Origin of the sequence: Chitinophaga sp. sic0106 (assembly GCF_019219075.1) — a bacterium.
Lineage (GTDB): Bacteria > Bacteroidota > Bacteroidia > Chitinophagales > Chitinophagaceae > Chitinophaga.
The window spans coordinates 130,523-152,918 of the sequence record NZ_JAHUWJ010000010.1; the positions used below are offsets into that span (position 1 = coordinate 130,523).

A 22,396-nucleotide genomic window follows, 5' to 3' on the forward strand; every position below is an offset into this window, starting at 1 on the left:
GATCGGATTAGTAAGTGGCCATAGTATCGTCGACGGTGCAGGCCCATGCGTGGATCCCGCCTTCAACGTTGTAAATTTCTTTCACGCCCAGCTCCAGCAAACGCTGTGCTACGGCCCGGCTACGCATACCATGGTGACAAAGCACTGCCACCGGTGCGCTGATATCCAGCGATTGAAACTGCTGTATCACCTGTCCCATAGGTATGTGCAACGCTTGCGGGAGGTGGCAGATTTCCCACTCATCATCTTCCCGCACGTCGAGCAACAGGAATTTTTTATCGGCCGTAATCCAGTCCTGCAGCTGCTGTACATGGAGCGGCTGCACACCGGCCACCATACATACATCCTGGTGATAATCGGCCTGTAACGCAGTAATATTCCTATTTTCTTCCACTGGCTGGAAGTTGAAAATATGCTGCATGTTATGCAGGGTATCAATCGTCATCAGCTGATTGCGCAAGGGCGTGCCGATACCCGTAATGATTTTCACTACTTCATTGGCCTGGTAGGTGCCAATGATACCCGGTAGTACACCAAGCACGCCAATTTCACTACAGTTCAGCATTTCGCCGGGCTCCGGTGCTTCGGGGAAAATGCAGCGGTAGGTAGCACCACCCTCATAGTTAAAAACACTCACCTGGCCTTCATACTTGTAAATAGCGCCGTAAACGAGTGGTTTGCCGGCAATCACACAGGCATCATTGATGAGGTAGCGGGAACCGAAATTATCCGTACAGTCTACCACTACATCATATTTTTCTATCAGGGAGATGGCATTGTCTGTTGTGATCCAGGTATCGTGCATGAATATTTCGATCTCCGGATTGAGCTGGTGCAGGCGGTGTGCGGCCAGTTTCACTTTGGGCTTCCCCTGATCTGCTGTGGTATACAGCACCTGGCGCTGCAGGTTGCTGATGGATACGTTGTCGTGCTCCACAATACCAATGTGGCCTACGCCCATGGCGGTCAGGTATTGTAATACGGGTACACCTAAGCCGCCGGCGCCAATCACCAGTACGGATGCGTTTTGCAGCATCTGCTGCTTTTCTGGTCCAAATCCTTCCAGTCTTGTCTGCCTGTCGTAACGCATTGGGTTCAGTATTAGTAATCCTTAAAGGTAATAAATCGCTATACTTTTTTGTACATCATCACGATGTCGGAGAATACGCCGGGGGTTGTTTCAATGGCGTCAGGAATGCGGCCGGCTTCGAGGAAACCGAAGTTGCGGTACAGCTGTATAGCTTTTTCGTTGGCGGAGGCTACCTGCAGGGTAATGAGCCAGAGGTCGTCGTGCTCTTCTACCCAGCGCAGCATGGCGGTCATCAGCCTGCGGCCTATGCCCATGTTCTGGTAGGCTTTGGCCACGCCGATGCCCATTTCCCCTATGTGTGTACGCTTATCATGCCCGGTGTTATCCACATTCACTGCACCAATGATTTGCCCTTTTACTTCGGCCACGAGCAGGAGCTGGCGCGACTTATCGATATGCGACTTAATGAAGGCCTCCTCACCCTCTACATCCAGCTCCATCGCTTCGTTGTGATTAAACAGGAGGAAATCCGTTTCCGCGGTCATGCGCTGGTAGTTGGCCAACAGGCCAGCCGCATCATGGAGGCGGGCCGGGCGTATAATCAGCTCTTCTCCGTTTGATAGAAAATGTCGCATGGTACGAAAATAAAAAAAGCGACCGTTTCCGGCCGCTGATTGTTTTAAACCTTACTAAAATTTTTATGATGCTTTGGCATTTGTCTTTACAAAGTCCAGCACGGCTGCTTTCTGGTCATCGGTGAGCTTGGCTTTGCGGGCCATCCGGTCGATTACGCCGGGCCATTTTTCTGCGGTGCGGGTTTCAGGCCATTTGTAACCATGACATTTATTGCAGTTCTGGCGGTACACCATTTTGCCATCTGATTCCGGATATTTTGCAAAGGCTGCTTCCGTAGCGGCTGCTTTATCCGGAGAGGCGGTACCTTTACTGCATCCCCACAGCAATACTGCGATCGCCGATAACTGGAGTAGTGTTTTCATAAAACTTTATTGAATATATCAGATTAATTGACCATACTCAAGGTAAAGATTTTTTATGAATTGCAGTTACTAGATCTTACCGGCACCAAAATAAGCCTGTAAAACGGCCGGGATGTTAATCCCCTCCTCATGCTGGTTATTTTCCAGTATGCAGGCCATGATACGTGGCAGCGCCAGGGAGCTACCATTGAGGGTATGCACCAGCTGAGGCTTACCGTTACCTTCTTTAAAGCGGATTTTACAACGATTGCTTTGATAGCTTTCAAAGTTACTTACAGAGCTTACTTCCAGCCATTTTTGCTGCGCCGCGCTGTACACTTCAAAGTCGTAAGTAAGCGCAGAAGTAAAGCTCATATCGCCGCCACATAAACGCAGAATGCGGTATGGCAGCTGCAGGGACTGCAACAGGCTTTCCACATGTGCTACCATTTCATCCAGTACTTCGTAAGATTTATCAGGATGGGTAAGCTGTACCAGTTCTACTTTATCGAATTGGTGCAGGCGGTTCAGGCCGCGTACATCCTTTCCGTAGGAACCAGCTTCGCGGCGGAAACAAGGCGTATAACCGGTCATGCGGATTGGCAGGTCGGCGTCTTTCAGGATCTCATCGCGGTAGAGGTTTGTTAAAGGCACCTCGGCGGTAGGGATCAGGAAGAAGTTGTCTTCCGTGGCATGATACATCTGCCCTTCCTTATCCGGCAGCTGGCCGGTACCGAAGGCACTGGCTTCATTGACCATGTAAGGCGGTGCAAACTCAGTATACCCTGCGTTGATGTTATAGTCCAGGAAATACTGGATCATAGCGCGTTGCAGGCGGGCACCTTTGTTTTTATATACCGGGAAACCACTACCTGTGATTTTGTTGCCCAGTTCAAAATCGATCAGATCGTATTTTTTGGTAAGGTCCCAGTGTGGCACCGCACCGGCGTGCAATGCAGGGATCTCACCCTGCTGGCGCACTACCACGTTATCTTCCGGGGTTTTGCCCACCGGCACCAGGGTAGATGGCAGGTTAGGCAGTTTCACCAGGGTATCGAGTAATTCTTTTTCTGTAGCGTTGAGGGCTTCGTTTACGGGTGCCAGACGCTCTTTCAGCTCGTTTACCTGGTTGCGCATCGCTTCCCCTTCTTCTTTTTTGCCCTGGCCCATCAGTTTACCAATCTCTTTGGAGAGACTGTTTACCTGCGCCTGTGTTTCATCATATTCCAGGGTGAGCTTCTTACGTTGGTCGTCCAGCGCAATCACCTCATCCACCAGGTTGGTTTCTTTAAAATTTTTGACAGCCAGTCTTTCGAGGACCAGCTCTTTATTCTGACGTATAAACGGTACTTGTAACATTATTGAATTTTAAAAATTTGGACAAAGATAAAGGCTATATCAGATATTTTCCTACGATCGGCACGCGGCGGCCCACGCCAAAGGCCTTGGATGATACGCGAATGATCGGACAGAACTGGTTGCGCTTGTATTCGTTGGCGTTCACCATTTTCAGGGTCCGCGAGACTAATGCAGGGTCAAAGCCCTGTGCAACGATCTCACGCGGCCCTTGCCGGCGCTCGATGTATTGATATAACAGCTTGTCGAGTACAGCATAGTCCGGGAGACTATCACTATCTTTCTGACCCGGCCGCAGCTCGGCGGAAGGTGCTTTATCGATGATGTTTTGCGGTATGATCTCCTTATCCCGGTTGATATAACGGGCAAGCGCATATACCTGCATTTTATACACATCTCCCAAAACAGACAACCCGCCGGCCATATCACCATACAGGGTACCGTACCCTGTGGATAACTCGCTTTTATTGCTGGTATTCAACAGAATATAGCCGAATTTGTTGGATAGTCCCATCAGCAGATTGCCGCGGATACGGGATTGTGTGTTTTCTTCAGCCACGTTAAACGGAAGGCCTTTGAAATAGGGCTCCAGCGTTTGCAGGAAGGTCTCATAAATTGTATTGATGCGGATGATATCGTAGGGATTCTTCAGGTTTTCTGATAAGGCTACGGCGTCATCCACGGAATGTTCGGTAGAGTAGGGAGATGGCATCAGCACGGCCCGCACATTGTCCGCCCCCAGGGCATCGCAGGCGATGGCCAGGGTCACTGCGCTGTCGATCCCGCCGGAAGAGCCCAGAATGGCCTTTGTAAAGCCCATTTTCCCGAAATAATCACGTATACCGAGTACCAGCGCATCATAGATGCGATCAATGTTATGTTCAAATTCCAAAGAGGTGAGTGGGGAGAAACTACTGGTTTCTGCTACCACGGAACCGTTGTGGAGCAAGGGTTCCAGGTCCATACCGCCCATCGCTTCCTCGAAGTAAGGGAGCTCTTTCACGATGTTGCCCTGCGCGTCAAAAATGAGGGAGCCACCGTCGAACACGATTTCCGTCTGGCTACCTACCGTGTTGCAGTAGAACATAGGCAAGCGGTATTTGAGCACGTTGGCGCGGATGATTTCTTTACGGTCCTCATCGTGGTCATAGTCGAACGGAGAGGCGCTGAGGTTGATCATCACATCCGGTTGCTGCTCCATGAGCTTGTCCATGGGGCAAATGCGGTACAGCAGGTTTTCACCGAGGTTCCATATGTCCTCGCAGATGGTAACTGCGAGTTTTTTGCCTTTGAACGGAATCACATTCCATTCAAAGGATGGTTCAAAGTAGCGGTATTCATCAAACACGTCGTAGGTAGGGAGCAGTGTTTTATGAACGATATGTTTTACCTCGCCTTCGTAGAGGAACCACGCAGCGTTGAAGAGGTCTTTCCCTTCAGGCTGTGGGTTACGGGCAGGAGCGCCCACCAGTACGGCGATGTCGGTAGCATGTTGTTTAATCTGGTTGATGGCTGCATAGCTTTGGGCAATGAAGTCTTCAAATTCCAGGAAATCCCTTGGCGGGTATCCGCACACACAGAGCTCTGAAAACACGACCAGGTCGGCGCCCTGTGCCTTAGCGGCCTGTATGCCTTCAATAATCCTGGCTGTATTTCGTTCGAAATTGCCGATGTGATAATTCTGCTGTGCCAGTATGATCTTCATATCTTCAATTATTATCTTCTTAAAAATATACGCCTAAACGCAGTGCAAAGCTATTCATATTCACTCTGCCATCGTCCCATTTAGCGTTGCGGGTGGCATCAATAAAGCCATTTTGGTAAATGATGCCTACGGAACCGGTGAGGGATTCGCTCAGTTCATAGTCGACCCCAGCACCTATTAACATTCCGATGTTGATTCTGTTTACATCCGACAGGATGTTCACCTTATCATATTTCTGGGTAGGAGTAGTCACGTCCACCCGGGCGCTTACCGGAAAGGCGAAATAGGTACCAAACTGCCCCCAGAAGGCCATGCCGGCATCGTTCTGATTAGTTTTCAGCTTCAGCGCCAGCGGAATCTGGATATGCGTGAATTTAAAATTATACTCTGCGGGTTGTGCTTTATAGTCGCTCAGCCCTTTGCCGGCATCATATTTTATTTTGCTGCCACCCAGCACCACGTTGAAACCGGAGGCGATGGCATAGTTACCCTGTTCATTGAGACTAAAATCAGCGATGAGGCCGAATCCCAGTCCTGCTTTGGCGCCGGTGCGCGAGGCGCCGGACTCCTGGGGATTCATGATCGATATACTTGGATCGAGGTTAAACCCCAGCCTTACTCTTTTCTGCAATTGGCCATAGTTGCTTTGTCCAGATGCTCCCTTCACTACTCCCAACACCAGCATTATAAATAAAATCCGCTTCATATTAAGGATATTGTCTTTTTTTAAGTACAAGGTATATAATAAATTTACCCTTTATTCAGTTTTTAAGAGCGATGCAAAGTTACACTAATATAAGCACCCGATTTAGCTGGCTGTTGCTGGCTGCGATAGCCATGGCATCCTGTAAATCAGGGCCTAAGCCCCCAGATGTAAGCCATATAAGCGTTACCGTTAGTACGCAACGTTTTGACTCAGCGCTGTTTACAATCGACACCAACAACATACAGGCGGGCCTGGCAAAGCTGCATGCGAATTATCCGGTGTTTACGCCGGTTTATATGACCGATATTATGAACCTCGGCGCTTATTCCGACAGCAGTGCTGCTATTCAGCAACAATTGCACCTGTTTCTTACCACGCCCGACTTCCGACAGTTAGAAGCTGCTGTGCAGCAAAAGTTCGGCAATTTATCGTCGGTACGCAAAGATCTGGAACAGGCGTTTAAATACACGAAGTATTACCTGCCATCTTTTAAAACGCCGCAGGTGGTTACCTTCATATCCGGCATTGCCAATTATGGCGCCGTAACGGTGGATTCTGTGCTGGGCATAGGCCTGGATATGTACATGGGAGCTGACTTTCCACCATACGGAATGATCGAGGACCTGCCCGGCTATATGATCCGCCGGTTTACCCCGGAGTATATTGCTACCAATGCCATGCAGGTGATCCATAACCAGCTGTATCCGATGCGTACCAGCGGCACGCTGATTTCGCAGATAGTGGATGCAGGGAGACAACAGTATTTCCTGGCCAAAGTGCTGCCATCTACAGACGATACCATCAGGCTTGGCTATACGAAGGAGCAATTAAAATGGTGCTACGATAACGAGCAGATGGTGTGGCAATTTTTCATACAAAATAATTTACTGTATTCGACCGACTGGCAGGATATCAGCCATTTCATGGGCGATGGCCCTGCTACGCAGGGTATGCCTGAAGGCTCACCAGGAAAGATCGGAAATTTTGTGGGCTTGCAGATTGTGAACAAATACATGGATAAGCATCCTGAGATGAGTCTGCAGCAGTTGTTGGAAATAAAAGATGTAATGGAAATATTCAATGAAGCTAAGTACCGCCCGCGTTAGTTAACAAAAATCGCGGGTACTTGCCGCAGGTACTGCGGCAGCTGAAATGCCGGGGTGGAGTACGATTTAGTTGAGCTTAAATGGCACAATCATCTGAAACTCCGGTATTTTCACTTCGAAAAGCTTCTTATCCAGCTGGTTTTCCATCTGGTAAGTACCATACATCTTTCCTATTTCGGTGCGGAGATTTGATCCCGAGACGTATTGATAAGTTTCACCGGGAGCAAGCAGGGGTTGAACGCCTACTACGCCTTCGCCTTCAACTTCACGGTGGTTACCGTTTGAGTCAATGATATACCAGTGGCGGCGAAGTAATTTGATAGGGAAAGTATTGTTGTTTTCGATAGTAATCCGGTAGGCGAACATGAATTCGCTTCCAATTGGATTCGAATAATCCGGTTGGTAGAATGTTTCCACGCTGATTGTGATGCCCTCTGTTACCTTCTTTACCATATAACAACCTTTAACGTAAAAATAAGGAAAATTATGAGGTGTTACCCTGCTTTAACGATTTTTTAGTGAATTTCCACCCCTTCCATCATTGCCGGATCGCTCTCCGCGGCTCTGGCAGCCACTTCGAAGGAGTTATTCACATACCCGTTTCGCAGGTATTCCCTGAAATAACGATACAGAAAAGCGAAAAATCCACACTCCCGGAATTGGCGTACATGACACACTTCATGCCTTACCCACGCTGTATCTGTCATGAAAACAGCCTTCGTTACACCGTGCAGATGTACGGTATCACCGATCACCATTGCTACTACCGGCACCTTCAGCCGTTTGGCGGCTAAAAGTGCCAGCAATGAATTTTCGTGTATGCGTACTTTTATTTTTTCCACGTCTTCTTACCACCTAACGTAAATCTACGCGAAATATTGAATCCCCATCTGAACTGCCCCTGCAGCCAGGAGGAATGTGTTTCGGGGATAAACTGGCTTTCCTGTATGGCTGTAGAGTTGGTGAAGTTGATGTGGAAAACGTGGCCACCGGTTTCTATTTCAATGCCTACTCCCAGCGGATTGTAAAACTTGATGCCGTTGGTGGCATAGTAGTCCTTACTTTCCTGCGAGCGGAACGGATAGAAGTATTCCACGATAAACCCAACGCGTTTGGATACTTTGAGTCGCCCGGCAGCACCCAGTGCAAACATATTATTCATGTCCATATATCCTACTTTATTGCGGTGTACGTAGGTAGGACTCAACGACAGCGTTAGGCGGTCCCCCAGCTTGCGGCCAATGACCGTTTGCAGCACATAGTTGAGCCGGTCGGTGCCATCCTCAAAATATACCGGACTGGCTTTATTATCCGAGGTGGTCATGCAGGTAACGTTCATACTACCGAATACCGCGAGCGATAGCGGCACATGGTTATCGGTGGTTTGGGTGAGCAGTTTGTATTTCACCAGGCCGTCTACCAGTTGCGATTCCAGGCCGGAACCCTTACTGCGTCCTAGGCCTGCCATCAGCTTATCGGTGATTCCGTATTCCAGGCCTATGCGGATATCGGTGGAGTTATCCGTACCGAAGAAGGTTTTAACCCCGCCGAACTCGCCACCGAGGTCGCCAAAGCGGTGATCCACACGGAAATCCAGCTCCCGCTTGCCTAGTGTTTCAGTGGATTGCCCCATGATGATGCGGGTGCCTTTGTACGTGTTTAACACCGGCTGATGGGTGCCAGTGGTTTCAAAGAGGTTGCTCAGGTCGGACTGGGCCAGGCATAAGAAAGGCAGGCCGCTGCCGAGCAGCAGAAAAATTATGATTTTCATAATAAAAGTTCTGATTTTGGACTATTTCGCCATAACAGCATAGGTAGCATTGACGGTTACCGCAACTTGTTCGGCAATATTTTTAACCACTATCGTTGGGATTTTGATTTTATGATCGGCGAGCTTAACGTTGAATTTTGCATTCAACTGTAAAGTATTTCCGCTTACAGTGATGGTTCCTTTTTCGCGGTAGGGTTTATCGACCCCGTGTAAAGTCAGTGTACCCGCTACCGTTACGTTATAAGTGCCCGCCACGGAAAGATCCACCTCTTCCTGTATATTCCCCTTAAACTCCGCATCAGGATATTTATCTGATTCCAGGTAGGTGGAGTTAAAGTGTTGCTGCATCAGCCTCTCCTCAAAATCAAAAGAAGCGATGGGCACCTTAAAATAGATCGCTTTCGTTTTGATATTGATGGCAGAAACCGCCTTGCTGGTTTTCGCCTCTATATCTTCCAGCGGTGCGGAAGAAAAGAAGGAAATGGTGGCACCTTTTGCCGTGAAGATATCCTGGCAAAAACCTGTTTGATGCAGCAAAAGACCAAAGGCCAGCAGTAAAACATATTTCATAGTAACATTTTTTAGTTTACTGATCCGGCATGCCATGATTTACCCAGCAGGCCAGTGAATCTTTTGCACCTTGCGAAAGCGCTGAAAACGCGGCCGGTGGCATATCTGCCTGTGGCCCGGTTACCCTTTCCGCAAAAACGTTGGGACGGGCAGTAATATAAGCCTTGATTCCCTGAGCAGTACTAAAGTTGGCGGCAGCAGGTGCATTTCCTCCGGGATGACAACCTCTGGATGTGCAATTGGCTTGAATAACAGCAACGGCATAGCTGGTAAAAATTTTAGCGGTGTCACAGGCCGACTTCACCTGTGGCGCGGGCGCCTGCTCGTTTTTACATGCATAAATCAACAAGCAAACACCTCCCGTAAGGATCCATAGTTTTTTCATAAAGATGCAGGTAGTTTTTACAAGGTAATACGTTTTACTTTTTTCTTCCGTTGCCTCACTAAAAAAAATATCCAACTTTCCTTTCAAGACTTATTTTTGTAAGAAATACCATAGACTGTGAATATAGAACAACTCTACAGCACATACCTGCAAAACCCGTCCATACAAACAGATACCCGCAAGCTCAAAGCGGGCGATCTTTTCTTTGCTTTGAAAGGCGGTAACTTCAACGGCAACGAATTTGCGGCCCAGGCCCTGGAGCTGGGCGCCGGCTTTGCGGTGGTAGACGAAGAAAAGTATTTCACACAGCCGGATAAGATGATGCTGGTAAATGATGCGCTGGAAGCGCTGCAGCAGCTGGCATTGCATCACCGCAAGCAACTGGGCATACCTTTTATTGCCATTACCGGCACTAACGGTAAAACCACTACGAAAGAGCTGATTAATGCGGCACTTTCATCTAACTATAAAACATACGCCACCGTAGGCAACCTAAATAACCATATTGGTGTACCACTTACCATCCTCAGCATCCGCGAAGATGTGGAACTGGCAGTGATAGAGATGGGTGCTAACCACCAACATGAAATTGAGGCTTATTGCAAGATCGCATTGCCTACCCACGGTATCATCACCAACATCGGAAAAGCACACCTGGAAGGCTTTGGCGGCGAAGAAGGCGTTAAAAAAGCAAAAGGGGAATTGTACGATTACCTCCGCGCACACAACGGCACCGTGTTCGTTTGCAATGATTATGGCTACCTGGTGGATATGAGTCAGGGCATTGCACATATTGTGACCTATGGCCAGGAAAATGCTGATTATACCGGCAAAGCCCTGGCAGATAAAGCATTCCTGGAAGTGCAAGTAACGGGCGATAGTACCGTGGGCCTGATCCAGACGCAGCTGGTAGGCGCTTATAACTTCCCGAATGTAATGGCCGCTGTTACGGTGGCCAGTCACTTTAAAGTGCCGGCACAAAAAATTGCTCCTGCCATTGCTGCCTATACCCCGTCCAACAACCGTTCACAGGTGATCAGACAAGATTCCAATACCATCATCATGGATGCTTACAACGCCAATCCCTCCAGCATGAAAGCAGCACTCGACAACTTCGCGGGCTTACAGGCACCTAAAAAGGTTCTTTTGCTGGGAGCGATGATGGAACTGGGAGATGATAGCATAAAAGAACACCAGGCCCTCGTAGATGCATTACAGCACACACATTGGGATGCCGTAGTACTCGTAGGCGGAGATTTCCAGAAAGTAACGCACCCGTATATCTTTTTACCCGATGCCCTCGAAGCCAAAAAATGGCTGGAACAGCAACAGTTTAAAAATACTTATATATTAGTAAAAGGCTCCCGAAGTACCGGAATGGAAAGAGTTATCAGTCAATAATTTAGTTTTTGGGGAGATAACTATTACAAAACTTTCCTGAATGGTTTTGCGCCTAACTATGTAGGTAACTATCGTTATAACTCCCTCGCTGATTTCTATACCAGCGCACAGAATGGGGCTTTGACAACCGCACGTTATGCATTGTCGTTTGCCAGCACACCAGACGGTTCTTTCCCGTATGCAACAGTGAATTCACGTAGGTTTATTTGCAGGACCTACGCCGGCAGTATGGCTTAAAATGAAATTCCATTGACGAATTCATGGAGAGACAATACTGCTACTATCAGCCGCTGGCAAGGCCAGATTGGCATACGCTATATTTTCAATTAATACGTTTATCCCTATACGAAAAAGCAGGCCGGTGTTTACTGGTCTGCTTTTTTATTTTGGGGAGATGCAAGTGTATAACCTAAACGCATACACGTAAAAAGTTCAATCATTTATTGCATTGCATTCCAGCTATCCATATACCTTTCCAGCACATCCAGCGGCATACATCCGTATTTTAGTAATGCATAATGAAACGCTGGTTCACTGAATCGCGCGCCCTGCGATTGTTTATATTTTTCCTTCAGCGCCTTTATTTTCAGTTCTCCGATTTTATAGGAAAGTGCCTGTGCAGGCCAGGCCATATAACGTTCTACCTCTTTGGCAGCAATTTCATGGCTAATGGATTCATGGGCCATCATATACTGTACGGCCTGCTCTTTGGATAGCCTGCCGGTATGAATACCCACATCCACAACCAGGCGGATGGCGCGGTGAATTTCGTTGTTCAGTGCGCCCATTTTCTGGTAGGGATCGGTATAGCAGCCGAGGCTGTCGCCCAGCGACTCACAATATAGCGCCCATCCTTCCATGAATGCATACAACGCATTTTGTTGAAGGAACTCCGGCAGCCCGGCTTGTTCCTGTTGTAATGCTATCTGATAGTGGTGGCCGGGGATGGCTTCATGGATGAACGTACATTCAAGTCCGTAAAAAACTACATTGATTTTTGTGGCGTCCGGGATGGGTACAAAAAAAGTTCCCGGCCGCTGCTCTTTCAGGTTGCCTTTGATATAATAGGGGCCGCCCATGGCTGCTTCCTGAAAGGCTTCCACCCTGCGGATTACAAATTTTGTTTTAGGTTCAAATTCAAATAGCTTTTTTAAATGGGGTTGTATTTTATGGTAGATGGACTGATAAGCATTTAACACCTGTTCCGGAGTTTTAAAAGGCCTGAACTGAGGGTCAGTACGTAGGAAATGAAAATATTCCTGCAGGGTGCCTTTGAAGCCGGTGATTGTTTTGTTCTTTTCCATCGCCATCGTAATGCGGTCAACTTCTTGCACACCAAGGTGATAGATGGAGTCGGCGGAGAGCGAGGCAGTGGTAGTGTAGAGCTTAATGAAATAGCGGTACAGGCTATCCCCACCTGGCAATGCGTGCAAGCCTGGCTGATCCTGTGCATCAGCCAGGTAAACATTTTTCAGGTAGGTGGTAAGGGCTGCATAACTATTAAGCACATACGTTGGTATAATGCGTATATACATTTCCGTTAGACGTTGTTTTTCCCGTACGGAAAAAGTGCCGGGAAATTTACGGATGGGCGTATAGAAAATACTTTTGGCAGTATCTCTTTCCGCCAGGGCCGCCATTTGAGCAATCATTTGCGTAACAAGGTCTTTGGGCAGTACAATGCCGGATTTTCTCCCTTTCTCAAAGTTTGCGATGGCAGTATCTGTCCATTCTTTAAACGCTGTCATGCGCTTTGCCCAATTTTCATAATCCTTAATTGTCGTAAATGGCTGGGGGCCTTCACCGGAACCGAATAAGGGTAAGTCTGTGGCCACCGATGAAATAAATTGATTAAAGGGCATGTATTCCAGGTGGAGGTTTAATCCTTCCAAACTTATGCGGAGCGTGTATTCCAGGATGTCGTAGTAAATCTGATCCGCAGCTGATAAGTCAGCGCGGTTAAACTGATTAAGTGCTTTTAGCGTGGTCGTGTAAAAATCGCGGCGTGCATGGATAAAGCTGGAGGAACCATCGTTAGGCAGTAAATCATCATATTGATGGAGGCCATTGGCAGTGGCTTGCAGCGGGTTGAAATAGGATTCCCGTTCGTAATACTTTTCGAACAGCCGGTGCAGGGCTGAGTTTTGCTGTTGCGCGGATAGGCTAGCTGTTACCAGCACTAAAATAAAGAGATGGACTAACTTTTTCATACTATTTTCCAGAGCTATTCAACAGCTCCTATTGCAAAAGTATTCCTGATGCCCGGGGTAAAATTGTACGCAATTAACCTGGCTTAGAATTTCTGGTATTGTTTGGGGGTAATACCTGTGAGGCGTTTACAGGTTTTGATGAAGTGGGCCTGGTCTGCAAAGCCGCAGTCGTAGGCTATTTCCGTGAGTGATTGTTTCCCTTCCCGGATCATGCTCAGGGATTTTTCAATTTTTATTTTCCGGAGATATTCACCCAGTGTGCATCCGAAGTATCGCGGAAAATAACGGGAGATCGTTACCGGATGAAGGGCTACTTGTGCTGCCAGGTCGGTGAGTGACAGCGGCCTGTTCCAGTTATCGTACATGGCTTCTTTCACCTGCCTGGTCCAGGCGGGATTTATTTCTTCCGGCCTGCTGGCTGAGCTGAGCAGATTAATACAGAGCTGATGAACAGATAGCAGGCTGCTACTGGTATCGCTTCGAAAATGTTCCGCCATTATACTCACCAGGAGGTGACTATTCCATTGAATATTACTGCTAAACATCCACGATTCCTCAGGTATATTGATATTATACTTCGTCAAAAAGGCGGGGGTAAACTCCAGGTTAAAGATGCGGGTCCCGGATTGGTAATTCATATTCTGATGGGCTATACCGGGATAATAATACAGGGAGGAGCCAGGGAGTTGTTGTTCGGGGGATTTGCCGCGTATCTCCTTACTACCACCCTGGAGGATATGTGAGAAGTGGGGGTTTTCATGAAAATGCCAGTCGGATATGGTACCGCCTTCATAAAAATTTTCCGAAGCGATGATCCCGTCGAACACCTGCTGACGTACCCGTGCTCCCACATAGGTACCTGCTTCCAATAATATGGCCCCCTTACTTTCCATGTACTACAAAATAAGGAAATTCTGCAGCCTTATTAAAATTCTGTAGGTATAACACTGATGTATAAACGAAATAGAGCATTAAAGGGAAGAAGCCGGTTCGTACTGAACCGGCTTCTTCCCTTCAAAAAGATTTTAGGAGTTCTTCACAATTAGATGCCCGGGGTTGTCGTTTATATTAGCGTGGTTGCTACCTACCTTATTCTTCCCCTTACCGCTTTTAGAACATTTTGAACATAGGACTTATATAAAAAAAAAGACCTGCAAGCTAAAAAACCCGCAGGTGTTCATAACCTATGCCAACTTTAGAGTAATCGTTAAGAGCTTTTGCAGCTGAGCTGGTTAAAAGCCCTAATATTTTTAGTTATGATTGTCTTTTTGTAATTGTGTATATATAGATAACGTGATAGAAAATAGTTTTGTTCAGAATTTTTAAAATATTTTTTTTTGGTTGTTAGTAGCCCTCTTTCTGCCCGCTACATATTTACTTACGAACCATAAATAAGTTTGGATTGCTAAAATGGAAAAAAAGTTTAAAAAAATCTAATTATTAAAATTCGAAATATTTAACTAAATCAAGATGGGTTTTTTAGCGAATTTCCTGGCAGATCTCGATTAATACGCCGTGTGTATTCTTTGGATGAACGAAGCAAATAAGTTTGTTATCTGCCCCTTTTTTAGGTGTTTCATTCAATAAAACAAATCCTTCGGACCTTAGCCGGTCCATTTCAGCATATATATCAGCCACATCAAAGGCAATATGATGGATGCCTTCCCCTTTTTTTTCCAGGAATTTAGCGATAGCACTTTCCGGGGCGGTGGCTTCCAGCAGTTCAATTTTGTTTTCGCCGGTTTGAAAAAAGGCAGTAACCACATTTTCGCTGGCTACGGGTTCCTGTTTATAGCAGGGGGTATTGAGTAGTTTTTCATAAACGGGAATGCTTGTTTCCAGCGACTTTACAGCAATTCCGATGTGTTCAACCTTGAGCATGGGCGTTATATTTACTATGCCGAATGTCGTATTTTTGTTTGATGCAGCCATTACCTATTTACCTGGACAATAACGCTACCACTGCCTGCGATCCGAGGGTGCTGGAAACGATGTTACCTTATTTTACCACCCAGTATGGCAATGCCGCCAGCCGGAGTCACTCCTTTGGCTGGGTGGCGGAGGAAGCGGTGGATTATGCCCGGGAGCAGGTGGCCGCGCTGATTGGCGCCGTGAAGCAGGAAATTGTGTTTACCTCCGGCGCTACAGAAGCCGCCAACCTGGCCATCAAAGGCGTAGCAGAAACTTATGCGGCCACTGGTAATCATATTATTACATCGGTAACGGAGCATAAGGCGGTGATCGATACCTGTAAGCACCTGGAAAAAAAGGGGGTTCGCGTTACATGGCTGCCGGTAAATGAGGAAGGGCTGGTGTCGGTAGAAGATATTGCTGCCGCCATTACACCGGAAACGATCCTCATCGCCATTATGTATGCCAACAATGAAACCGGGGTGATACAGCCCGTAAAAGCAATAGGCCAGCTGGCCAAGGAGCGTAATGTGATCTTCTTTTGTGATGCTACCCAGGCAGTAGGCAAAGTTCCTGTAAATGTTTTGGGAGATGGAATTGACCTCATGGCCTTCAGTGCCCATAAACTCTACGGTCCAAAGGGGGTAGGGGCGCTCTATGTGCGTCGTAAAGGTCCGCGCGTAAAACTCAGCGCACAGATAGACGGGGGCGGCCATGAAAGAGGCATGCGCTCAGGCACCCTCAATGTACCTGGCATTGCCGGTTTTGGAAAAGCCTGTGAAATATGTGCTGAAGAAATGGATACCGAAGCCCTGCGACTCGCCGCCTTACGCGATCGCCTCGAAACCGGTCTGCTGGCGCTTGAAGCCAGCCGGCGCAATGGCAGTAACATATACCGCCTTCCACATACGACCAACATCTCCCTGAATTACCTGGAAGGCCAAACCCTTATTATGACTTTCAATAAGCAGATAGCCCTGAGCTCAGGGTCCGCCTGTACCTCCGCCTCCATGGAGCCCAGCTATGTGCTGAAAGCCATGGGACTGGATGATACCCTGGCCCGGAATGCGCTCCGCATGGGCGTGGGCCGGTTCACCACCCGGGAAGAAATTGACTTTGCCATCACTACCATTACCAACGCGGTACTGGAAATGCGGAAAATCAGCCCCCAGTGGGAAGCATTTAAATCCGGCCTCGCACAATAATAAATCCCTGACTAGCATTATCTAATAAATATATATTTGCATCTTCACTAACTACTATTCATGCAAGCCATCTTTAAGAAAGAGATTAACCAGTTTTTCAGCGGTATTACCGGCTATGTAGCCATCATACTGTTTTTACTGGCCAATGGATTGTTCCTGTTCGTGTTTCCGGATACCAGCCTGCTGGATACAGGCTATGCTAACCTGGACCCGCTGTTCGACCTGGCACCATTGCTATACCTGTTGCTGATTCCTGCTATTACCATGCGCAGTTTTGCGGATGAGTTTAAAACCGGTACCATGGAACTCCTGAGTACCAAACCACTTTCCGGCTGGGATGTGGTGCTGGGAAAATTCCTTAGCAGCCTGCTGATCGTGGTGATTTCCCTGTTGCCTACCATTATTTATTACTTTGCTATCCGGCAGTTAAGTGTAAATCCGGCCCTGCTCGACAATGGCGGGATCATAGGCGCCTACATCGGGCTACTGCTCCTGGGTGCAGCTTTTACCGCCATCGGTATATGGGCGTCCAGCATTACTGCCAATGCCATGGTGGCTTTCCTGGTAGCGGTATTTACCTGCTTCATCTTTTATAACGGATTTGATGCCCTGAGTAAAATACCGGCCCTGCAAGGCGGAGCCGATTACTACCTGCAAATGGCAGGCATTAAATTTCACTACCTCTCCGTCAGCCGGGGCGTGATCGACAGTCGCGATGTAATCTACTTCTGCAGTATTACAGGGCTGATGCTCTATCTGACCAAACTATCTCTGCAACGCAAAATCTGGCAAAACGGATAAGGACTCATGGCAACGACTATACGAAAAAAATATTTTCAGCGCGCACTGGCTGTTATCCTGCTGCTGATAGCAGTAAACATAGGCGCCGCCTATCTGCACGGCCGCTGGGACCTCACCGCAGAAAAAAGATATACCCTTTCTAACAGTACGGTACAACTCCTGCGTGGACTCGATAGTCCCGTAGAAATTGAAGTATACCTCAAGGGCGATTACCCGGCCTCCTTTAAACAACTGGCGCAGGCCACCCAGGAATTGCTGGAAGAATTCCGGGAATATGGCAGGCAAAACCTGCGGTTTACTTTCGTAAACCCCGGCCAGGGGCTGAGCGACACCGCCCGGATGAAATTTTTAGGCGCCCTTACCGAAAAAGGCATCATGCCTTATAATATGAAGGTACAGGGAGATGCCAATGACAGCTACCAGGAAAAACTAATATTTCCGGGTGCGCTGGTACATTATAAAGGAGACACCCTTGGGGTAAACCTCCTGAAAAACCAGGGCGGACAAGATCCCATGCAAAGCATGAATGCCTCCGAATCTCTCCTGGAATACCAGTTTGCAAGCGCTATCAGCAAGCTCCAGGAAAAAGAAAAACCTCTGGTTGGCTATATGCTTGGCCATGGCGAATCGCTGGGTGCCGAAGTATATGACGCACTGACAACCCTGCAAACCAATTATAGTCTGGATACCCTCACCCTGCAGGGGACAGCTTATATACCTAAAGATTTTGACGTTATCCTGTTTGCCAAGCCGGCAGAGACTTTCAGCGATGCCGATAAATTTAAGATTGACCAGTATGTGATGAATGGGGGAAAGGTGATCTGGTTTATTGATGAAACCAACGCCAGCTTTGACAGTTTGCAACAAAAACCCTCATTCCTCGCATTTGATAAGGGTTTGAATCTGGAAGACCTGTTATTCCGATATGGCGTGCGCATCAACCAGGACCTGATCCAGGACCTGCAATCCGATGCCGTACCAATGGTGGTAGGCAATGTAGGCAACCGCCCGCAGATCATTCAGCTGCCGTTTCCGCTGTTTCCACTGTTGACGCCCACCGGCGCCCATCCAATTGTAAAAAACCTGGACCTGGTGCTGAGTCACTTCGTAAGTTCCATGGATACCGTACGTACAGAAGGATTGAAAAAAACAATCCTGCTCACCAGCAGCCGCTCCACCCGCGCCATCCGCGTGCCGGCAGAGATCAGCTGGGAGATGTTGAAAACACAACCTAATCCGCGTGAGTACCGCCAGCAGCACCTGGCTACGGCTGTACTGCTGGAAGGCCAGTTCACCTCCCTGTTCCGCAACCGCCTGGACGCCAAGGCAGCTGCTGAGATGGAAGTAGCCAGTGGTACCCCATACAAAGCCAATACAGACAAGGCCAATGCGATGATTGTGGTGAGCGACGGCGACCTGATCGCCAATGCCGTAAGCCGTAAGGAAGGACCGCTGCAAATGGGAATCAATGAATACAATCCTGGCTACGCCTTTGCCAATAAGGAGTTTATGCTTAACTGTATGGAATTCCTGACTGGCAAGCACGGCATTATGGAAAGCCGTAACAAAGAAATAACATTACGCCTGCTGGATACAGAGAAGGTGAAAAAGGAGAAAACAAAGTGGCAGGCTATCTGCTTTATACTCCCCATTGGAATGGTATTGATATTCGCGATGGTTTTCCTCTTTATCAGACAACGCAAGTTCGCAGAATAGATCACGCGTAACTTGATTATATTTGCTGTTCACCTAATTTAAACACCTGTCACATGACACCCACACAGTGGACGTACCTGATATTCGGCATTGTAGTAACTGTAGCGCTTATTTTTGACCTTGGCTTGCTTAGCAAGAAAAATGAACAGATGACGATCAAGAAGGCATTGGTTCAGACTTGTTTCTGGGTGAGCTTGTCCCTGTTATTTTTTGGATTCATTTGGTACGAGGATGGTCAGGAATCGGCTATCGCCTACCTGAGTGCTTATCTGATGGAGTGGTCACTTTCCATCGACAATATATTTGTATTCATTTTAATATTTGGATATTTTAAAATAAAAGAGGAGAGTTATGCCCGCGTATTGCTGATCGGGATTTTGATGGCTATCGTTTTCCGTGCTATATTTATCAGCCTGGGCGTGGTATTGATCCATAAATTTGAGTGGATACTCTATATTTTCGGATTGTTCCTGGTGTATACCGGTGTGAAGATGTTCAATGCCAAAGAGGAGGATGAATTTAATCCACAGGACAACCTGGCGTTGAAATTTATCAGCAAATACATGCGCTGGACAACAGAAGATCCGCAGGGAAAATTTCTGATCAAGCGTAGTGGTAAAACCTATCTCACCACGTTATCTGTGGTAGTGGTAATGCTGGCATTTACAGATATCGTATTTGCGCTGGATTCTATTCCTGCGGTGTTTGCCATCTCACAAGACCCGATGGTTGTATTTACCTCTAATATATTTGCTGTGCTTGGGTTAAGGTCCTTATTCTTCCTGCTGCGTGGTGCAGTGGATAAGTTTGATTACCTCCCGCAGGGCATTGCGATTGTATTAGTATTCATAGGCCTTAAAATGCTCGCAGAGTATTTTATTCATATACCCGTATACGTATCACTGATTGTGATTGTAGTATGCCTTGGAGGTTCTATTCTTTATTCCCTTTACCATGATAAGAAAGAATTACCGAAAGGACAAGTGAAGTAAAAGGCAGCTGTAAAGAAACGTTTTTGCAGCCGCCAAGTGATTATTCAAACTGATAAAAACGTGTATAACGCAGCGAGTATCAACAAAGTCCTGAAAGGAGAGTTGTTGCAGGAAACAGGATTTTCAGAGATCGATCATCTATTGCTCGATAGCCGCAAGCTGATATTTCCGGAAACATCCGTCTTTATTCCGCTGGTAAGCGCGAGAAGAAACGCGCACCAGTATATCGACGAGCTTTATAAGAAAGGAGTCAGCAACTTTATCATCAGTGAGCCTGTGCCGTTGGAGAAATATCCCAAAGCCAACTTTATCCTGGTAAAAGATACGCTCAATGCATTGCATACGCTGGTAGCGTGGCATCGCCAGCAGTTCAACATTCCGGTAATAGGCATCACAGGCAGTAACGGAAAAACCATTGTAAAAGAATGGTTGTTTCAGTTGCTGGAGAAGGACTATAATATTGTACGCAGTCCCAAAAGCTATAACTCACAGATTGGTGTACCGCTCTCTGTTTGGCAGATGCAGCCGGAGCACCAGCTGGCCATTTTCGAAGCCGGTATTTCCCAGCCGGGTGAAATGGTGAACCTGGAGAAAATCATACGCCCTACCATCGGCATTTTCACCAATATCGGCGAAGCGCACAGTGAAGGGTTTCTGAACATTCGTCAGAAAATCAATGAGAAACTTGTACTCTTTATGAAGAGTGACGTACTCATTTATAGTAAAGATTACCTGGCGCTTAACGAGTGCGTGTTATCCTACCACAATCAACTGGAAGAAGGCCCTGAGCTGTTTTCCTGGTCCAGGAAAACGGATGCGGACCTGCGTATTACCAGTACCGAAAAGCACGATCATCATACCAGTATTGAGGCCCTGTATAAAGGTGAAAACCTGCAAATCCGCATTCAGTTTACGGATGAAGGTTCTGTTGAAAACGCCATTCACTGCTGGGCATTGATGTTGTACCTGGGCAAGGAACAAGAGGTTATCCAGCAACGGATGGACCTCCTGAGCAACATTGCCATGCGCCTGGAACTGAAGCAGGGGATTAACAACTGCTCCGTCATCAACGACGCTTACAACCTGGACTTAGGTTCGCTTACTATTGCGCTCGACTTTTTGCAGCAACAGCAGCAGCACCAGATACGCACGGTGATCCTCAGTGACATCCTGCAAAGCGGTAAAAGCGATGCTACCCTGTATGAGGAAGTAGCCGGTTTGCTGCATCAGAATGGCATCAACAAACTAATTGCCATCGGCAAAAACATCTCCAGGGAGAAAAAGATTTTTCAACAGGTAGAAGGACTGAAATCGTGGTTCTTTAACACTACCGATGAATTTATACAACAATTTAACGGCGACGAATTTCATTACGAAACCATACTGGTAAAGGGCGCCCGTGTGTTTGAATTTGAGCGCATCGGCAAACTACTGGAACAAAAAGCCCATCAGACCATCCTGGAAATCAACCTCAGCGCGATTTCGCATAATGTGAAACATTATCAGTCGCTCCTGAAACCCAATACCAAAGTGATGGCGATGGTAAAAGCCTTTTCCTATGGCAGCGGCAGTTTTGAAATTGCCAACCTGCTGCAGTTCCATGGTATCGATTACCTGGCCGTAGCCTACGCCGATGAAGGGGTAGAGCTCCGCAGATCGGGGATTACCATGCCTATTATGGTAATGAATCCTGAACCGGCCAGCTTCGATGCAATATTGCAATGGAACCTGGAACCGGAAATTTATTCCATGAGTACGTTAATGCAATTCCAGGAAGAAGTATTAGCCGCAGGCAAAACGGAATTTCCGGTACATATAAAGCTGGACACCGGTATGCACCGCCTGGGCTTTATGAGAAAAGATATTCCGGAACTGATTACCGTACTCACCGCCACGTCTACCTTTAAAGTACAGTCCGTGTTCAGCCACCTGGCCGCGAGCGAAGATCCGGCACAAGATGCGTTTACGCAGCAACAGGGGCGGCTTTTTTATGAAATGAGCCACGAACTGCAGAAAGCACTTGGGTACTTTGTGATCCGTCATATCTCCAACAGTGCCGCTATTACCCGTCACCCTGAGCTACAGCTGGATATGGTGCGACTGGGCATAGGCATGTATGGGATCGACAGCGCCATGGATATCCAGGATCAGCTGAGGAATGTGAGCACGCTGAAAACGACTGTTGCCCAGCTAAAAGAGTTGGAGCCGGGAGAAACCGTGGGATACGGCCGTCGCTGGGAGGCCACCAAGCCTTCTGTAACCGCCACAGTACGAATTGGTTATGCAGATGGCTATAGTCGCAAAATGGGTAATAGTAATGGCAAAATGCTGATCAGGGGCAAACTGGCTCCGGTGATTGGCGTAGTAGCCATGGATATGTGTATGCTGGATGTTACCCACATTCCGGACGCAGCCGAGGGCGATGAGGTGATTGTATTTGGGCAGGACCTGCCGGTACAGGACCTTGCGAAGTGGGCGGACACCATTCCCTATGAAATATTAACAGGAATTTCACAGCGTGTAAAAAGGGTATATTTCCAGGAATAGCCATCTT

The 22,396-nt window shown here is 47.5% G+C and carries 21 protein-coding genes; 7 read left to right on the forward strand and 14 right to left on the reverse strand.

Going from position 1 to position 22,396, the window contains the following annotated elements; translation table 11 throughout:
• Window positions 1-7: 7 nt before the first annotated feature.
• The 6 genes from KW844_RS16400 to KW844_RS16425 all read right to left on the reverse strand — a co-directional run bounded on the left by KW844_RS16400 (window position 8) and on the right by KW844_RS16425 (window position 5,774).
• The gene (locus KW844_RS16400; RefSeq protein WP_218377867.1) at window positions 8-1,090 is read right to left on the reverse strand and encodes a HesA/MoeB/ThiF family protein; all 1,083 of its coding nucleotides are present in this window, start codon (window positions 1,088-1,090) and stop codon (window positions 8-10) included.
• A gap of 38 nt (window positions 1,091-1,128) precedes the next feature.
• Complete coding sequence (locus tag KW844_RS16405) at window positions 1,129-1,665, reverse strand: GNAT family N-acetyltransferase (protein WP_218377868.1); 537 nt, start codon at window positions 1,663-1,665, stop codon at window positions 1,129-1,131.
• 63 nt (window positions 1,666-1,728) lie between these two features.
• Window positions 1,729-2,028: a cytochrome c gene (locus tag KW844_RS16410; protein WP_218377869.1), complete on the reverse strand. Its 300-nt coding sequence runs from the start codon at window positions 2,026-2,028 to the stop codon at window positions 1,729-1,731.
• Between the two features lie 69 nt (window positions 2,029-2,097).
• Window positions 2,098-3,366, reverse strand: coding sequence for a serine--tRNA ligase (serS, locus tag KW844_RS16415; RefSeq protein WP_218377870.1), 1,269 nt, complete (start codon window positions 3,364-3,366; stop codon window positions 2,098-2,100).
• Between the two features lie 34 nt (window positions 3,367-3,400).
• Window positions 3,401-5,068 carry an NAD+ synthase gene (locus KW844_RS16420; protein ID WP_218377871.1) on the reverse strand — a complete coding sequence of 556 codons (1,668 nt, stop codon included), beginning with the start codon at window positions 5,066-5,068 and terminating at the stop codon, window positions 3,401-3,403.
• A gap of 19 nt (window positions 5,069-5,087) precedes the next feature.
• A complete protein-coding gene (locus tag KW844_RS16425) occupies window positions 5,088-5,774 on the reverse strand; it encodes a porin family protein (protein WP_218377872.1) in 687 nt (228 codons plus the stop codon).
• Between the two features lie 71 nt (window positions 5,775-5,845).
• Between KW844_RS16425 and KW844_RS16430 the strand changes: the two genes are divergently transcribed.
• Entirely contained in the window at window positions 5,846-6,880 is a 1,035-nt protein-coding gene (locus tag KW844_RS16430; RefSeq protein WP_218377873.1) for a hypothetical protein, read from the forward strand.
• A 66-nt stretch (window positions 6,881-6,946) separates the two neighbouring features.
• On the opposite strand, the gene apaG is transcribed toward KW844_RS16430, so the two are convergent.
• The 5 genes from apaG to KW844_RS16455 all read right to left on the reverse strand — a co-directional run bounded on the left by apaG (window position 6,947) and on the right by KW844_RS16455 (window position 9,606).
• A complete protein-coding gene (apaG, locus tag KW844_RS16435; protein ID WP_073078323.1) occupies window positions 6,947-7,333 on the reverse strand; it encodes a Co2+/Mg2+ efflux protein ApaG in 387 nt (128 codons plus the stop codon).
• 62 nt (window positions 7,334-7,395) lie between these two features.
• On the reverse strand, window positions 7,396-7,722 hold the full coding sequence (locus KW844_RS16440) for a DUF4157 domain-containing protein (protein WP_218377874.1): 327 nt from the start codon (window positions 7,720-7,722) through the stop codon (window positions 7,396-7,398).
• On the reverse strand, window positions 7,710-8,651 hold the full coding sequence (locus tag KW844_RS16445) for a DUF5777 family beta-barrel protein (protein WP_218377875.1): 942 nt from the start codon (window positions 8,649-8,651) through the stop codon (window positions 7,710-7,712). Before KW844_RS16445 ends, KW844_RS16440 begins: the two co-directional genes overlap by 13 nt.
• A gap of 21 nt (window positions 8,652-8,672) precedes the next feature.
• On the reverse strand, window positions 8,673-9,221 hold the full coding sequence (locus KW844_RS16450; RefSeq protein ID WP_218377876.1) for a YceI family protein: 549 nt from the start codon (window positions 9,219-9,221) through the stop codon (window positions 8,673-8,675).
• Window positions 9,222-9,237: 16 nt separating this feature from the next.
• On the reverse strand, window positions 9,238-9,606 hold the full coding sequence (locus KW844_RS16455; RefSeq protein WP_218377877.1) for a hypothetical protein: 369 nt from the start codon (window positions 9,604-9,606) through the stop codon (window positions 9,238-9,240).
• Window positions 9,607-9,723: 117 nt separating this feature from the next.
• Between KW844_RS16455 and murF the strand changes: the two genes are divergently transcribed.
• Window positions 9,724-11,007, forward strand: a complete 1,284-nt coding sequence (murF, locus tag KW844_RS16460) for a UDP-N-acetylmuramoyl-tripeptide--D-alanyl-D-alanine ligase (protein ID WP_218377878.1) — start codon at window positions 9,724-9,726, stop codon at window positions 11,005-11,007.
• A gap of 440 nt (window positions 11,008-11,447) precedes the next feature.
• Here murF and KW844_RS16465 read toward each other — a convergent pair whose 3' ends face one another.
• From KW844_RS16465 to mce, 3 genes are all read right to left on the reverse strand, one after another.
• The gene (locus KW844_RS16465) at window positions 11,448-13,217 is read right to left on the reverse strand and encodes a DUF885 family protein (protein ID WP_218377879.1); all 1,770 of its coding nucleotides are present in this window, start codon (window positions 13,215-13,217) and stop codon (window positions 11,448-11,450) included.
• A gap of 83 nt (window positions 13,218-13,300) precedes the next feature.
• Entirely contained in the window at window positions 13,301-14,110 is an 810-nt protein-coding gene (locus tag KW844_RS16470) for a helix-turn-helix domain-containing protein (protein WP_218377880.1), read from the reverse strand.
• A 586-nt stretch (window positions 14,111-14,696) separates the two neighbouring features.
• Window positions 14,697-15,098, reverse strand: a complete 402-nt coding sequence (mce, locus tag KW844_RS16475) for a methylmalonyl-CoA epimerase (protein ID WP_218377881.1) — start codon at window positions 15,096-15,098, stop codon at window positions 14,697-14,699.
• A gap of 41 nt (window positions 15,099-15,139) precedes the next feature.
• Here mce and KW844_RS16480 point away from each other — a divergent pair, with 41 nt between their 5' ends.
• The 5 genes from KW844_RS16480 to KW844_RS16500 are packed head-to-tail and all read left to right on the forward strand — an operon-like array spanning window position 15,140 to window position 22,389.
• Window positions 15,140-16,333, forward strand: a complete 1,194-nt coding sequence (locus KW844_RS16480; protein WP_218377950.1) for an IscS subfamily cysteine desulfurase — start codon at window positions 15,140-15,142, stop codon at window positions 16,331-16,333.
• A gap of 60 nt (window positions 16,334-16,393) precedes the next feature.
• Window positions 16,394-17,134 carry a gliding motility-associated ABC transporter permease subunit GldF gene (gldF, locus tag KW844_RS16485; RefSeq protein WP_218377882.1) on the forward strand — a complete coding sequence of 247 codons (741 nt, stop codon included), beginning with the start codon at window positions 16,394-16,396 and terminating at the stop codon, window positions 17,132-17,134.
• Window positions 17,135-17,140: 6 nt separating this feature from the next.
• On the forward strand, window positions 17,141-18,850 hold the full coding sequence (gene gldG, locus KW844_RS16490; protein ID WP_218377883.1) for a gliding motility-associated ABC transporter substrate-binding protein GldG: 1,710 nt from the start codon (window positions 17,141-17,143) through the stop codon (window positions 18,848-18,850).
• Window positions 18,851-18,903: 53 nt separating this feature from the next.
• Window positions 18,904-19,842: a TerC/Alx family metal homeostasis membrane protein gene (locus tag KW844_RS16495; RefSeq protein WP_218377884.1), complete on the forward strand. Its 939-nt coding sequence runs from the start codon at window positions 18,904-18,906 to the stop codon at window positions 19,840-19,842.
• A 60-nt stretch (window positions 19,843-19,902) separates the two neighbouring features.
• On the forward strand, window positions 19,903-22,389 hold the full coding sequence (locus KW844_RS16500; protein WP_218377885.1) for a bifunctional UDP-N-acetylmuramoyl-tripeptide:D-alanyl-D-alanine ligase/alanine racemase: 2,487 nt from the start codon (window positions 19,903-19,905) through the stop codon (window positions 22,387-22,389).
• Window positions 22,390-22,396 lie beyond the last annotated feature (7 nt).

What these genes read in the sequence shown, in the direction of transcription:
- KW844_RS16400 (WP_218377867.1), bottom strand. Translation starts at nt 1,090, where the DNA reads ATGCGTTACGACAGGCAGACAAGACTGGAAGGATTTGGACCAGAAAAG.
- KW844_RS16405 (WP_218377868.1), bottom strand. Translation starts at nt 1,665, where the DNA reads ATGCGACATTTTCTATCAAACGGAGAAGAGCTGATTATACGCCCGGCC.
- KW844_RS16410 (WP_218377869.1), bottom strand. Translation starts at nt 2,028, where the DNA reads ATGAAAACACTACTCCAGTTATCGGCGATCGCAGTATTGCTGTGGGGA.
- serS (WP_218377870.1), bottom strand. Translation starts at nt 3,366, where the DNA reads ATGTTACAAGTACCGTTTATACGTCAGAATAAAGAGCTGGTCCTCGAA.
- KW844_RS16420 (WP_218377871.1), bottom strand. Translation starts at nt 5,068, where the DNA reads ATGAAGATCATACTGGCACAGCAGAATTATCACATCGGCAATTTCGAA.
- KW844_RS16425 (WP_218377872.1), bottom strand. Translation starts at nt 5,774, where the DNA reads ATGAAGCGGATTTTATTTATAATGCTGGTGTTGGGAGTAGTGAAGGGA.
- KW844_RS16430 (WP_218377873.1), top strand. Translation starts at nt 5,846, where the DNA reads ATGCAAAGTTACACTAATATAAGCACCCGATTTAGCTGGCTGTTGCTG.
- apaG (WP_073078323.1), bottom strand. Translation starts at nt 7,333, where the DNA reads ATGGTAAAGAAGGTAACAGAGGGCATCACAATCAGCGTGGAAACATTC.
- KW844_RS16445 (WP_218377875.1), bottom strand. Translation starts at nt 8,651, where the DNA reads ATGAAAATCATAATTTTTCTGCTGCTCGGCAGCGGCCTGCCTTTCTTA.
- KW844_RS16450 (WP_218377876.1), bottom strand. Translation starts at nt 9,221, where the DNA reads ATGAAATATGTTTTACTGCTGGCCTTTGGTCTTTTGCTGCATCAAACA.
- KW844_RS16455 (WP_218377877.1), bottom strand. Translation starts at nt 9,606, where the DNA reads ATGAAAAAACTATGGATCCTTACGGGAGGTGTTTGCTTGTTGATTTAT.
- KW844_RS16465 (WP_218377879.1), bottom strand. Translation starts at nt 13,217, where the DNA reads ATGAAAAAGTTAGTCCATCTCTTTATTTTAGTGCTGGTAACAGCTAGC.
- KW844_RS16470 (WP_218377880.1), bottom strand. Translation starts at nt 14,110, where the DNA reads ATGGAAAGTAAGGGGGCCATATTATTGGAAGCAGGTACCTATGTGGGA.
- mce (WP_218377881.1), bottom strand. Translation starts at nt 15,098, where the DNA reads ATGCTCAAGGTTGAACACATCGGAATTGCTGTAAAGTCGCTGGAAACA.
- KW844_RS16480 (WP_218377950.1), top strand. Translation starts at nt 15,140, where the DNA reads ATGCAGCCATTACCTATTTACCTGGACAATAACGCTACCACTGCCTGC.
- gldF (WP_218377882.1), top strand. Translation starts at nt 16,394, where the DNA reads ATGCAAGCCATCTTTAAGAAAGAGATTAACCAGTTTTTCAGCGGTATT.
- gldG (WP_218377883.1), top strand. Translation starts at nt 17,141, where the DNA reads ATGGCAACGACTATACGAAAAAAATATTTTCAGCGCGCACTGGCTGTT.
- KW844_RS16495 (WP_218377884.1), top strand. Translation starts at nt 18,904, where the DNA reads ATGACACCCACACAGTGGACGTACCTGATATTCGGCATTGTAGTAACT.